Below are 12,877 nucleotides of genomic sequence, written 5' to 3' on the forward strand. Positions count from 1 at the left end.
GTGCGCCAAGGTGGTTGAACGTCCGGCGAACTTCCGCGGACGTGTCCGGTTCGTGCCCTTGCGCGCGCGTACCGTGGCTTCCCCATCCGGCTCCGGGGAGTTGCGGGGGCACCCACATGGAGTGGCTGAGCGCGGAGAACGTCGTCGCCGTCGGTACGGCGCTGCTGGGCATCGTCGCGTCCGCGGGCATGGTCTGGTACGAGCGGCGGGTGCCCCGGCGCAAGCGGATCGGCTACCGCGTCCAGATGGACAACGCCATAGGCGACGACGTGCGGTCGGGGCGGGCCAACCGGCGGCTCGGGCTGTTCGACGAGGTGCCGGGCATGTCGGACGCCACGCTGGTGCTGCTGCGCATCGAGAACGACGGCTCGCTGGGCATCGACCGCGCCGACTACACCGGTCCCGAGGACCACGGCCTGACCGCGGTGTTCACCGACCGGACCGTGCGCGGGGTCTCGGTGACCCAGCCGAGCGACACCGGCCATCTGATGGACCACTTCACCGGGGAGCACGGCTTCGGCTACGAGGGCAACACCCTGCGCATCCCTCCCGTGCCGCTCAACAAGGGCGACCACTTCAAGCTGCTGGTGCTGCTGACCGGCGGGGACGTGGGGCGCGGGATACGGCTGATCGGCGGCATCCGGGACGGCGAGGTGCACCCCAACCGCAGCGCCACCCCGGACGACAAGCCGCCGCTGTTCAGCCGGGCCTCGCGCGGCATCACCATCATGCTCACGGTGTGCGTGGTGACCCTGGCCGCGATCGTGGTGGCCCGCGACGACACCCCGCCGCCGATCGGCTGCGAGAAGGGCACGCTGACCGTGGTCGGGTCCACGGCGTTCGAGCCGGTGGCGCAGGAGGCGGCGAAGAAGTACGAGCAGGACTGCCAGGGCTCCGTCATCACCGTCGACGCCCATGGATCGACCGCCGGGACACGGGAGTTGGCGGCCGAGGGGGCCGCGCGCAAGGGCAAGGGGGCGCCGCCCGTCGTCGCCCTCTCGGACGGGCCCCGGCCCGGTGATCTGTCCCGGCTGCGGGAGAACCGGGTCGCGTTGTCGGTGTTCGCGCTCGTCGTCAACGACGACGTGGGGCTGCGGAACCTGTCCACGGCGGACGTGCGCCGCCTGTACCGGGGGGAGATCGCCAACTGGGCGCAGCTGGGCGGGCGTTCGCTGCCGGTGCGCCTGGTCAGCCGGGACGCCGACTCCGGGACGCGGCAGGTGTTCCAGCGGCGGGTGCTGGGACAGGGCGAGATGGCGAACACGTCCGTCGACTGTGTGCACACGGACTATCCGTCGGCGCCGGTGGCGCGGTGCGAACTGGACTCCACCCACCAGGTGCTGACCGAGGTCGCGCGGCTGCCCGGCGCGATCGGCTACAGCGAGCTGAACTCGGCGACCGGGGCGAAGGGGCTGCGCGTGCTCGCCCTGGACGGGGACGCGCCGTCGGTGGACGCGATCGAGCACGACCACAGCCGGTACCCCTACCGGGAGATCGAGTACGCCTACACCTACGGCCGCCCGCCCGCCGACTCCCTCGCCTCCAGCTTCCTGACGTACCTGACCCGGGGGAACGGCCAGGACGTCATCCGCACGCACGGACACGTGCCGTGCTGGACCCCGGAGGGCCTGAAGCTCTGTGCCTAGGGCCTCTCGTCTGGATCATGCCGGGCTCGCGGGGTCTGGCACGCACATCTGCGGCGTTGTCGTCGGTCGCCAACGCTCCGCGTTGACTCCCTCCTCCGCCTTGCATCTGCACGCACCAGACCCCGCTCCTTGATCCGGCCTGATCCAAACGAAAGACCCTAGGGGCGGTGCGGTCCGCCGCCCCGCGCGGGTGACCCGTTCCGGTCCCGGCTCAGCGGGGCTCCGGGGGCCGCTGCCGCGGCATGTTCGGGCGCGCCCCGCCCACCGGCGGCAGCGGGAACCGGCCGCCGTGGCCGCCCGCCTCCTGCCGGGGCACGCACCCCACCACCCCCTGGAGCCCCATCGGCGCCGCGCCCGCGCGGAACGACCCCATCCAGTCGGCCGTCTCCACCCGCACCAGTTCCGTCACGTCCTCCGAGAACCGCCGCAGCAGCACCACGCACCGCTCCGCCGCCTCGCTCGCCGTCCCCTCCGCCGGGCCCAGCACCTCCCGCATGCCCTCCGCCGCCCAGTCGAACTGGAGCGCCTGCAAGCGCCGCTGCACCGCCTGCGCCGTCGCCACGTCCCGCATCCAGCCGGACGTCACCCCGAAGTACCGGTCGACACCGGCGCAGGCGGCCGCCAGCAGCAGCGCCAGGCACCCCCAGCGGGCCGCGCCGGCCGTGATCCCGGTCAGGTCCAGCAGCGGCAGGGCCACCCCGGTCACCGCGCCCGCCGCCGCCCCGGCCCGCAGCACCCGCGCCCCGCGCCGCTTCCACAGCCGGTCCCGCAGGTACCAGTCCGCCGTGCGCAGCGCGCCGTGCTCCACCCAGCGGTACAACTCGTCCAGCCGCTCGCCGGGTTCGCCCCAGTCGCCGGGCGGCAGGGCCCGGCCGGTCAGATCGCCCGGCCGGGGACCGGGCGCGCCCTCGCCCCGCCCGTCCTGAGGCGGCCCCTCGGGCTGCATCTCCGGCTGACCCACCCGGCACTCCCTACTGATCACGACCGGTCACGTGGCGTGACATTCCCTGGCGACGTGCGTCACCCTTCCTACCGCCCAACGGGTGGCCCGGTCGGGACTTTCCCTGCTTTTCCGCCCGGAAGAGGGCCTTGATCAGGTATAGATCCGTCGTCTCCCTCACTCGAAAGAGTGGCGGCGCGAGGGCCGCCTGGACCACGTAGGCTCGTGCCAAGGAGAAAGACGTAGAGGAGCTGATCGTGATCCCCGGTGGTGGCCAGCCCAACATGCAGCAGTTGCTCCAGCAGGCGCAGAAGATGCAGCAGGACCTGCAGCGGGCGCAGCAGGAACTGGCGGAGACGGAGGTCGACGGGCAGGCGGGCGGCGGCCTGGTGCGGGCCACCGTGACCGGCGCCGGCGAGCTGCGCGGACTGAAGATCGACCCCAAGGCGGTGGACCCGGAGGACACCGAGACCCTCGCCGACCTGATCGTGGCGGCCGTGCAGGCGGCCAACGAGAATGCGCAGGCGCTCCAGCAGCAGAAGCTCGGCCCGCTGGCGCAGGGCCTGGGCGGCGGCACGGGCATCCCCGGTCTGCCGTTCTGAGGCCGTCCCCACTAGCGTACGTACCGAAAGGTCTCCAGGAAGGGCAGTCCGTTGTACGAAGGCGTGGTCCAGGACCTCATCGACGAGCTGGGGCGGCTGCCCGGCGTCGGTCCCAAGAGCGCGCAGCGGATCGCCTTCCACGTGCTTCAGGCCGAGCCGACGGACGTGAAGCGGCTCGCGCAGGCGCTCCTGGAGGTCAAGGCGAAGGTCCGCTTCTGCGCGACGTGCGGCAACGTCGCGCAGGAGGAGCTGTGCAACATCTGCCGTGACCCGCGCCGCGACCCCTCCGTGATCTGCGTCGTGGAGGAGCCCAAGGACGTCGTCGCGATCGAGCGCACCCGCGAGTTCCGCGGCCGCTACCACGTGCTCGGCGGCGCCATCAGCCCGATCGAGGGCGTGGGACCCGACGACCTGCGTATACGGGAACTTCTCGCGCGGTTGGCCGACGGGTCGGTCACGGAGTTGATCCTGGCCACCGATCCGAATCTCGAAGGCGAGGCGACGGCCACGTACCTCGCCCGCATGATCAAGTCCATGGGCCTGAAGGTCACCCGCCTGGCCAGCGGCCTCCCGGTGGGTGGCGACCTGGAATACGCGGACGAGGTCACCCTCGGCCGCGCCTTCGAGGGGAGAAGACTCCTAGATGTCTGACGCCACGCTGCACGCCACGTCGCAGGACCCCGACGACTTCGCGGTCCAGATCGCGGACCAGGTCGAGAGCTTCCTGGTCGCCGTCACGGAGGTGGCCAAGGGCGACGAGCCCGGCTCGGCCGTCCCGTTCCTCCTCCTGGAGGTCTCCCAGCTGCTGCTGGCCGGCGGCCGGCTAGGCGCCCACGAGGACATCGTCCCCGACGAGCGCTACGAGCCCGACCCGGGGCCGGAGGCCGACGTGGACGCCCTGCGCGAGAACTTCGCCCGGCTGCTGGAGCCGGTCGACGTCTACTCCGAGGTCTTCGACCCCTACGAGCCCCGCAAGGCCCCGGTGCCGGCCCGGATCTCGGACGACCTCGCCGACGTCATCACGGACCTGCGCCACGGTATGGCCCACTACCGCGCGGGCCGCACCACCGAGGCGCTGTGGTGGTGGCAGTTCTCCTACTTCTCCAACTGGGGCTCGACGGCCTCCGCGGTGCTGCGCGCCCTCCAGTCGGTGCTCATCCACGTCCGGCTCAACCAGCCCCTGGAGGAGCTGGACGGACTGGACACCGACCAGACCCCGATGGGCGACGAGACCCTGGAGTTCGAGGCGGGCCGCGTCATGGCCGAGGAGATCGGCGGCCCGCTGGGCATCCGGCCGGGGATGTGAGCCGGCCGGGCCGCGGCCCCGGGCTGTGACCCGGGGCACGTTTCGCGTGGCCCGGCGCGGGGCGGGCAGGAGGCCCTGCGGAAGCGGGCGCCCGGGGCCCCATCGGCGGATGTCTCACCATGCGGCAGCAGGGTGGTGGATTTCGGGCGCTCGTTAGACTGAGCCGACACAAACGAACCGAGCGAGGAGCGCACGTGGGCCTTGTCGTGCAGAAGTACGGAGGCTCCTCCGTAGCCGATGCCGAAGGCATCAAGCGCGTCGCCAAGCGGATCGTGGAAGCGAAGAAGAACGGCAACCAGGTTGTCGTCGTCGTTTCCGCGATGGGCGACACGACGGACGAGCTGATCGATCTCGCCGCGCAGGTTTCTCCGATGCCTGCCGGGCGTGAATTCGACATGCTGCTGACCGCCGGAGAGCGTATCTCCATGGCGCTGCTGGCCATGGCGATCAAAAACCTGGGTCACGAGGCCCAGTCCTTCACCGGCAGCCAGGCCGGCGTCATCACCGACTCGGTCCACAACAAGGCCCGGATCATCGACGTCACGCCCGGCCGCATCCGGACCGCGCTGGACGAGGGCAACATCGCGATCGTCGCCGGTTTCCAGGGCGTCAGCGCCGACAAGAAGGACATCACCACCCTCGGCCGCGGTGGTTCGGACACCACGGCCGTGGCCCTCGCCGCCGCCCTCGACGCCGAGGTCTGCGAGATCTACACCGACGTCGACGGCGTGTTCACCGCCGACCCGCGCGTGGTGAAGAAGGCCAGGAAGATCGACTGGATCTCCTTTGAGGACATGCTGGAGCTCGCGGCATCCGGCTCCAAGGTGCTGCTCCACCGCTGTGTGGAGTACGCCCGCCGCTACAACATCCCGATCCACGTCCGCTCCAGCTTCAGCGGGTTGCAGGGCACGTGGGTCAGCAGTGAGCCGATTGGGGACAAGAAGGTGGAGCAGGCCATCATCTCCGGTGTCGCGCACGACACCTCCGAGGCCAAGATCACGGTCGTCGGCGTGCCGGACAAGCCGGGTGAGGCCGCCTCGATCTTCCGGGCCATCGCCGACGCCCAGATCAACATCGACATGGTCGTGCAGAACGTGTCCGCCGCCTCCACCGGCCTGACGGACATCTCCTTCACGCTGCCGAAGAGCGAGGGCCGCAAGGCCATCGACGCCCTGGAGAAGAGCCGCGGCGGCATCGGCTTCGACTCGCTGCGCTACGACGACCAGATCGGCAAGATCTCGCTGGTCGGCGCGGGCATGAAGACCAACCCGGGCGTCACCGCCGCCTTCTTCGAGGCGCTGTCCGACGCGGGCGTGAACATCGAGCTGATCTCCACCTCCGAGATCCGCATCTCCGTGGTCACCCGCAAGGACGACGTGCCGGAGGCCGTGCGCGCCGTGCACACCGCCTTCGGGCTGGACTCCGACACCGACGAGGCCGTCGTCTACGGAGGCACCGGCCGATGACCGCCAAGCCGACGCTCGCGGTCGTGGGAGCGACCGGAGCCGTCGGCCGGGTCATGCTCCAGATCCTGTCCCAGCGCGCGGACGTCTGGGGCGAGATCCGTCTGTTCGCCTCCCCCCGCTCGGCCGGCCGCAAGCTGTCCGTGCGCGGGGAGGAGGTCGAGGTGGCGGCCCTGACCGAGGACTCCTTCGCCGGGGTGGACATCGCCCTGTTCGACGTGCCGGAGCCGGTCGCCGCCGAATGGGCGCCCCTCGCCGTCGCGCGCGGCGCGGTGGTCGTCGACAACTCCGGCGCCTTCCGCGCCGACCCCGACGTCCCCCTGGTGGTGCCCGAGGTCAACGCCCACCGGGTGCGCAACCGCCCGCACGGCATCGTCGCCAACCCCGGCGCCACCACCCTCACCATGATCGTCGCGCTGGCCGCGCTGCACGCCGAGTACGGGCTGCGCGAGCTGGTGGTGTCGTCGTACCAGGCGGTGAGCGGGGCCGGGCGGGCCGGTGTGGAGACGCTGCGGGCCCAGCTGTCCCTGGTCGCCGGCACCGAGCTGGGCACCGCGCCCGGTGACGTACGGCGGGCCGTGGGCGAGCGGACCGGCCCGTTCCCCGAGCCGGTCGCGCTGAACGTCGTGCCGTGGGCCGGTACGGCGGCCGAGGACGGCTGGTCCTCGGAGGAACTGCGGGTGCGCGACGAGACCCGCCGGATCCTCTCCCTGCCCGGGCTGCCGGTCTCGGTGACCTGTGTCCGGGTGCCGGTGGTCACCACCCACTCGCTCACCGTCCACGCCCGCTTCCAGGGCGAGACCGGTGTCGCCGGGGCCCGCGAGATCCTCGCCACCGCGCCCGGCGTGGTGCTGTGCGACGACCCGGCGGCCGGCGAGTTCCCCACCCCCGCCGACGTGGTGGGCACCGATCCCGCCTGGGTGGGCCGGCTGCGGCGGGCGCTGGACGACCCGACCGCGCTCGAACTCTTCGTCTGCGGCGACAATTTGCGCAAAGGTGCCGCACTGAACCTCGTACAGATCGCGGAGCTCGTCGCCCGGGAGTCCGCCGGGTGACGCGTGATGCCGCTTTGTAGGATCTGTGTGAGAAATATGGTCGGTTCCATGGTCGAAACCGCTTGAGCCGTCCCTCTCGGCGACAGAAGATGTGCCTCCCCGCCCTCCGCAACCGCGCGCAGGGCGGGGAGCGTCTTTGCGGTCACTCTTCGGGGCGAGGGGTGAGGGGCGTGGGGACGCCGCGAACGGACCGGGTGCGGGGATGCCCGTCCATATCGGACATAGGGGAAGAGCGGGACGCATGACGGCACTTGAGGCACCGCCGGCTGTCGCACATGTGACGCCCGGCACGTACAACCCTGACGGGGGCAGACGTGTCCAACTGGCGTGGCAGAGGTACTCGAACTCACCGCGGCCCGCGGCACGGCGGCCCTTCGGCCGCCGCGTGCGGCACTGCGGCCCCGTACGCCCGGCGGCATGCCGGTGATCGCGCCCATGCCCGCCGCGCGGCCCGCCCGCATACCCGGTCAGCGAGACGGCGCTGAGGACACCACCGCGGGCACGGCCACCGAGGCCGTCGCCGGCACCACCGTCGACCATCTCACCGAGACCTACCGGGCGCACTACCGCTCCCTGCTCGGTCTCGCCGCGCTCCTCCTCGACGACACCGCCTCCTGCGAGGACGTCGTCCAGGAGGCGTTCATCCGCGTCCACTCGGCGCGCAAACGCGTCCGCGACCCGCAGAAGACCCTCGCCTACCTCCGGCAGACGGTGGTCAACCTCTCCCGCTCCACGCTGCGCCGGCGCATCCTCGGCCTGAAGCTCCTCTCCAAGCCGATGCCGGACATGGCGAGCGCGGAGGAGGGCGCGTACGACCAGCTGGAGCGCCGCGACCTCATCAAGGCGATGAAGGGGCTGCAGCGCCGCCAGCGGGAGGTGCTGGTCCTGCGCTACTTCGCGGACATGACCGAGGCCCAGGTCGCCGAGACGCTCGGCATCTCCCTGGGCTCGGTGAAGGCGTACGGCTCGCGCGGGATCGCCGCGCTGCGGGTGGCCATGGAGCAACCCGTATGAACGAGGGACTGCACCGCGACGCCACCACCACACGTCATCGCACGCTGGGAACGAAACTGTGAACCACGGCCCCGACGACAGGAACACCGAGGGGCTCGCTCCGGCCGCGGACGACGTCCAGGGGCCGCGGGACTCCTTCGGTGAGGGCGAGGGCTCCGGCGGACCGGACGGCGGCCCGGAGTCCGGGGAACCGGCTCCGGCGCTCGGCGGACCCGGGTCGGACGAGGCGGTGCTGCGACTGCTGCTGCACTCCGCGGTCGACGGCATCGAGCCGCGCACCGGCTCCCTGGAGCACCTGCGCCGGGCGGTGCCCGCGCGGCGGGCCCGCAAGCGTCAGGCCGCCGTCGGCATGGCCGCGGCCGCCCTGTTCTTCGGTACGGCCATCCCGGCCCTCGTCCATGTCTCCGGCTCCGGCGGCAGCGACCCCGACACCGCGATGGCCGGCCAGTCCTCGCAGGCCAAGTCCGGCACCGGGCACGGCCGGGACAAGGGCGGCGAGACGAGCGGCGGCAAGGGCGCCGACGGCCGGCCGGCCCAGCCCGGCAAGGAGCCGGGCAAGCCCGGGGAGAAGGGCAAGGCCGGCGGCGCGGGCGCGGGTTCGGCCGCGGGCGCCGATCCGTCGGCCACCCTGGCCGCGGGCGTCCCGGTGTGCACGGCGGCCCAGCTGGGCTCCGCCACGGGCAGCACGGACGCGCCGGACTCCGCGGGGGTCGTCTACGGCACGTTCCACGTCACCAACGTCTCCGCGAGCGCCTGTACGGTCGACGGCGCGGGCACGGTGGGCGCGAGCGCGCAGGGAGCCGCGGAACCGGCGAAGATCATCGTCGTGCGGCATGCGGCGGGGGACGCGGCGACCGGGCTGCCCGACCCCTCGCAGGAGGTGAGCGGGCTGGTCCTCCAGCCGGGTTCGGCGTACGAGGAGAAGTTCGCCTTCGTGCCCTCCGAGACCTGTCCCACGGGCGGCGGCTCGACCGGCGGCCCGGCCGGCGGGGGCGCGACCCCCGACCCGACGCCGACCGCGACGGACGGCTCCGCCGACACCGGCGGCCCCTCCGGCGCCACCACCCAGCTGGGCTCCGGGGACACCCCGCCCAACGGCAACATCCTGCTCACCCACACCGCCCAGGCCGGCTCCCCGACGGCGTCCACCGTGGTGACGGGGGAGTGCGCGGGGACCGTGTACTACACGGGGCTGCTGGCCGGGTCGTAGCATCCGGGCCCGCCCGGCCGCGAGCGGCGAAGCTGGCTCAGCCGGCGGAGGACACCGTGACCGGCGCCGCGTCCTCCTCGGGCACCAGGCCCAGCTCGGCGTCCCGCGCGGCCTCGATCTCGCGCCGCAGCAGCCGGAACCACATGAACACCGTGAACCCGGCGAAGACGAACCACTCGCCGGTGTACCCCAGGTTCTGGAACGCCTTCAGGTCCAGCCCGGTGCCGTCGGGGGCCGCCGCCGGCACCGCCTTCATCCCCGCGTCGGCCTTGTCCAGCGTCACCCACGCGTCGTAGAGGCGGTACGGCACGAGGTTGACCAGCGAGGCCGAGCTGATCGCCGCCGTCTGCCCCGCCGGCAGCCCGCCCTGCGCGCTCACCCCGTTGTCCCCCGGCGTCTCGGACGCCTGCAGCGCGCCGGTGACGGTGACCTCGCCCCGCGGCGGCGCGGGCGCCTTCGCCGCGTCGGCCTTGCCCGGCAGCCATCCGCGCACCACCGGCAGCGCCTTGCCGGTGCCGGTGCGCAGCAGCGTCAGGACGTAGAACCCGTCCTTGTCGTCGAGCTGCCGGCCGGGCACGAGCAGCTGCGTCCCGTACTGTCCGTGCGCGGTCACCCGCCGCCCGGACGTCGCCTTGTCCACCGGCAGCATCGAGTCCAGCGGACGTGCCGCCTCGGAGCTGTCGGAGGCTGCCTGCCGGTTCGCGGCGTGCTCCTCCTGCACCCGCCCCTCGAACCGGCTCAGCTGCCAGGACCCCATGAAGATGCAGAAGGGGATGGCGAGCAGCACGAAGACGTTGATGCCCCACCAGCGCGGAGTCAGCAGAAACCGGTACACGCCCTCCACGGTACGGCGCCCGCCCCGCCGCCCGGACCGCAGGGTCAGTCCTTGACGGCCTTCAGCGAGTAGATCAGCGGGAGCCGCGGGTGGTCCGCGGGGAAGCGGTGGTAGCCGTCGCGCACCTCGAAGTTCTCGAAGCGCGGGAAGAGCGAGACGTCGTGCTCGTGCAGGAACTCCAGGCGCAGTCCGGTCGCGGCGAGCGCCGAGACGACGTCCCCGAGCGTGTGCTGCCACTCCACGCTGCGGTTGTGCACGGTGACGGCCTCCCGGTCGGCGTAGGTGCCGGGTTCGTCGTACACCTGTGCGTCCCGGGAGAAGTAGTCGCGCACCACCCGGCTGCCGGTCGCGTCGTCCAGGGCCTCGGTGATCGGGTGGAACTCGGCGAGGTAGAGGAAGCCGCCCGGCGCCACCAGGGACGCGGCGGTCTCGGCCCACCGCCGGATGTCCGGCAGCCAGCACAGCGCGCCGAGCCCGGTGTACACGATGTCGTACGACGCCTCGGGCACGGCCCGGACCGCGTCGTACACGTCGCCGGTGACGAAGGCCGCGCGCTCGGGCCCGTACCCCAGGTCGGCCGCGAGCGAGCGGGCCGCCTCGACGGCGGGCCCGGAGAAGTCCAGGCCGACGACGCGGGCGGCACCGCGGTGCGCCCAGGAGAGGGTGTCGAGGCCGAGGTGGCACTGGAGGTGCAGCAGGCTCCTGCCGGTGACGTCGCCGACCTCGGCGGTCTCGAAGTCCCGCGGCACGTCCGGGCGGGCGCGGAAGCCGTCCAGGTCGTAGTAGTCGCTGTCCACGTGGACGGGCACCCGCTCGTCCCACATGGCCCGGTTGTCCTCCCGCCAGCCCTCGGGCGCGGATGTGGACGGCGTCTGTGCGGTCATGCGCGGAAAGTTATCCACAGGCTGTGCCCACCCGCCACACAATTGTCCGCGCGGCCAGGCAGTATGGGCGCATGACTGGGGCGATGAGTGAGAGCAGGACGCCGGACACCTCGGGTATGCCGGACTGGGAGAAGCGCTTCCGCGCGCCGCGCGTGTCGCTGCCCGACTGGGCGGAGGACGCACCGCACCGCTCGCTGTTCGTGTCGAACGCGACGGGCACGTACGAGCTGTACGCGTGGGACCGCGCGACGGGCGAGCAGCGCCAGGCCACGGCCCGGCCGAACGGCACGACGAGCGGCGTGCTCTCCCCGGACGGCGCCTGGATCTGGTGGTTCGACGACAAGGACGGCGACGAGTTCGGCGTCTGGCGCCGCCAGCCCTTCGCCGGCGGCGCGGACGAACCGGCCGTCCCGGGCCTCGCCCCCTCCTACCCGGCCGGCCTCGCCCTGGCCCGCGACGGCCGCACCGCGGTCGTGGGCCGCTCCACGGACGAGGACGGCACGACGATCCACCTGGCCCGCGCGGGCGAGGAGCCGGTGGAGATCTACCGGCACCGCGAGTCCGCGGGCGTGGGCGACATCTCCCACGACGGCTCGCTGCTCGTCATCGAGCACACCGAGCACGGCGACGCGATGCACGCGGCGCTGCGCGTGCTGCGCCCGGACGGCACCCCGGTCGCCGAGCTGGACGACACCAAGGGCGGCACCGAGGAGCTGGGCCTGGAGGTGCTGGGCTTCGCGCCGGTGGAGGGCGACAACCGGCTGCTCGTCGGGCACCAGCGCCGAGGCCGCTGGGAGCCGCTGGTGTGGGACGTGGTGTCCGGGGAGGAGACGGACCTCGCGCTGGAGCTGCCCGGTGACGTGGCCGCGGAGTGGTACCCGGACGGCTCGGGCCTGCTGATCGTGCACAGCTTCGAGGCCCGCAGCGAGCTGTTCCGCTACGACCTGGCGAGCCGTGAGCTGACCCGTGTCCCGACCCCGCCCGGCTCGGTCTCCGGGGCGACGGCCCGCCCGGACGGCAGCGTGGAGTACCTGTGGTCGTCGGCCGCCGAGCCGCCGGCGGTGCGGTCCACCTCCGGCGGGGTGGTCCTGGACCCGCCGGGGATGGCGTGCCCGCCGTCGGTTCCGGTGGAGGACGTGTGGGTGGAGGGCCCCGGCGGCCGCGTCCACGCCCTGATCCAGAGGCCGGCGGGGGCCACCGGCCCCCTGCCCACCGTCTTCGACCTGCACGGCGGCCCGACGTGGCACGACAGCGACTCCTTCGCCGCGGGCCCGGCCGCCTGGGTCGACCACGGGTACGCGGTGATCCGCGTCAACTACCGCGGCTCGACCGGATACGGCCGCGCGTGGACGGACGCGCTCAAGCACCGGGTCGGCCTGATCGAGCTGGAGGACGTGGCGGCCGTCCGGGACTGGGCGGTCTCCTCCGGCCTGGCGGACCCCGCCCGCCTGGTCCTCACCGGCGCCTCCTGGGGCGGCTACCTCACCCTCCTCGGCCTCGGCACCCAGCCGCAGGCGTGGGCGGTCGGCATCGCGGTCGTCCCGGTCGCGGACTACGTCACGGCCTACCACGACGAGATGGAGGCCCTGAAGGCCATGGACCGCACCCTGCTGGGCGGCACCCCGGAGGAGGTCCCGGAGCGCTTCGAGGCGTCCTCCCCGCTCACCTACGTCGACCGGGTCGAGGCCCCCGTCTACATCTCGGCGGGCGTCAACGACCCCCGCTGCCCCATCCGGCAGATCGACAACTACGTCAAGCGTCTCGAATCCCGCGGCGCCACCCACGAGGTCTACCGCTACGACGCCGGCCACGGCTCCCTGGTCGCCGACGAGCGCATCAAGCAGGTCTCCCTGGAACTGGACTTCGCCAAGAGGCACCTCCCGGCGTAGCCGCCCCACCCGGCCGGAGCACCACCGAACGGG

Annotated in this window: 12 protein-coding genes; 9 read left to right on the forward strand and 3 right to left on the reverse strand. The window is 72.7% G+C overall.

The genetic code is table 11. The annotated features are described in order from the left end of the window. Positions 1–116 precede the first annotated feature (116 nt). Positions 117–1,646, forward strand: coding sequence for a substrate-binding domain-containing protein (locus HZZ00_RS01090; protein ID WP_180330451.1), 1,530 nt, complete (start codon positions 117–119; stop codon positions 1,644–1,646). A gap of 211 nt (positions 1,647–1,857) precedes the next feature. On the opposite strand, the gene HZZ00_RS01095 is transcribed toward HZZ00_RS01090, so the two are convergent. Continuing rightward, on the reverse strand, positions 1,858–2,607 hold the full coding sequence (locus HZZ00_RS01095) for an SLATT domain-containing protein (protein ID WP_180330452.1): 750 nt from the start codon (positions 2,605–2,607) through the stop codon (positions 1,858–1,860). Positions 2,608–2,843: 236 nt separating this feature from the next. Between HZZ00_RS01095 and HZZ00_RS01100 the strand changes: the two genes are divergently transcribed. From HZZ00_RS01100 to HZZ00_RS01130, 7 genes are all read left to right on the forward strand, one after another. Then, entirely contained in the window at positions 2,844–3,188 is a 345-nt protein-coding gene (locus HZZ00_RS01100) for a YbaB/EbfC family nucleoid-associated protein (RefSeq protein WP_070024151.1), read from the forward strand. Between the two features lie 51 nt (positions 3,189–3,239). Then, on the forward strand, positions 3,240–3,839 hold the full coding sequence (recR, locus tag HZZ00_RS01105; protein ID WP_180330453.1) for a recombination mediator RecR: 600 nt from the start codon (positions 3,240–3,242) through the stop codon (positions 3,837–3,839). Beyond that, complete coding sequence (locus tag HZZ00_RS01110; protein WP_180330454.1) at positions 3,832–4,494, forward strand: DUF5063 domain-containing protein; 663 nt, start codon at positions 3,832–3,834, stop codon at positions 4,492–4,494. Before recR ends, HZZ00_RS01110 begins: the two co-directional genes overlap by 8 nt. 194 nt (positions 4,495–4,688) lie before the next feature. Next, complete coding sequence (locus HZZ00_RS01115) at positions 4,689–5,960, forward strand: aspartate kinase (protein ID WP_180330455.1); 1,272 nt, start codon at positions 4,689–4,691, stop codon at positions 5,958–5,960. Beyond that, positions 5,957–7,012, forward strand: coding sequence for an aspartate-semialdehyde dehydrogenase (locus tag HZZ00_RS01120; protein ID WP_180330456.1), 1,056 nt, complete (start codon positions 5,957–5,959; stop codon positions 7,010–7,012). Before HZZ00_RS01115 ends, HZZ00_RS01120 begins: the two co-directional genes overlap by 4 nt. Positions 7,013–7,339: 327 nt before the next feature. Then, positions 7,340–8,026 carry a SigE family RNA polymerase sigma factor gene (locus HZZ00_RS01125; RefSeq protein ID WP_180330457.1) on the forward strand — a complete coding sequence of 229 codons (687 nt, stop codon included), beginning with the start codon at positions 7,340–7,342 and terminating at the stop codon, positions 8,024–8,026. A 58-nt stretch (positions 8,027–8,084) separates the two neighbouring features. Further along, a complete protein-coding gene (locus HZZ00_RS01130) occupies positions 8,085–9,236 on the forward strand; it encodes a hypothetical protein (protein ID WP_180330458.1) in 1,152 nt (383 codons plus the stop codon). Between the two features lie 37 nt (positions 9,237–9,273). On the opposite strand, the gene HZZ00_RS01135 is transcribed toward HZZ00_RS01130, so the two are convergent. Both HZZ00_RS01135 and HZZ00_RS01140 read right to left on the reverse strand, forming a co-directional pair. Continuing rightward, positions 9,274–10,071 (reverse strand): SURF1 family protein, encoded by a 798-nt coding sequence (locus HZZ00_RS01135; protein ID WP_180330459.1) that lies wholly within the window; start codon positions 10,069–10,071, stop codon positions 9,274–9,276. A gap of 44 nt (positions 10,072–10,115) precedes the next feature. Then, complete coding sequence (locus tag HZZ00_RS01140) at positions 10,116–10,955, reverse strand: bifunctional 2-polyprenyl-6-hydroxyphenol methylase/3-demethylubiquinol 3-O-methyltransferase UbiG (RefSeq protein WP_257585594.1); 840 nt, start codon at positions 10,953–10,955, stop codon at positions 10,116–10,118. A gap of 83 nt (positions 10,956–11,038) precedes the next feature. Here HZZ00_RS01140 and HZZ00_RS01145 point away from each other — a divergent pair, with 83 nt between their 5' ends. Then, positions 11,039–12,844, forward strand: a complete 1,806-nt coding sequence (locus HZZ00_RS01145; protein ID WP_180330460.1) for a prolyl oligopeptidase family serine peptidase — start codon at positions 11,039–11,041, stop codon at positions 12,842–12,844. Positions 12,845–12,877: the final 33 nt, after the last annotated feature.

This window comes from Streptomyces sp. NEAU-sy36 (genome assembly GCF_013423905.1).
Taxonomy (GTDB): Bacteria; Actinomycetota; Actinomycetes; order Streptomycetales; family Streptomycetaceae; genus Streptomyces; species Streptomyces misionensis.

Coding starts and splice junctions, on each gene's coding strand:
- HZZ00_RS01140 (WP_257585594.1), bottom strand. CDS start 10,955: ATGACCGCACAGACGCCGTCCACATCCGCGCCCGAGGGCTGGCGGGAG.
- HZZ00_RS01120 (WP_180330456.1), top strand. CDS start 5,957: ATGACCGCCAAGCCGACGCTCGCGGTCGTGGGAGCGACCGGAGCCGTC.
- HZZ00_RS01145 (WP_180330460.1), top strand. CDS start 11,039: ATGAGTGAGAGCAGGACGCCGGACACCTCGGGTATGCCGGACTGGGAG.
- HZZ00_RS01090 (WP_180330451.1), top strand. CDS start 117: ATGGAGTGGCTGAGCGCGGAGAACGTCGTCGCCGTCGGTACGGCGCTG.
- HZZ00_RS01110 (WP_180330454.1), top strand. CDS start 3,832: ATGTCTGACGCCACGCTGCACGCCACGTCGCAGGACCCCGACGACTTC.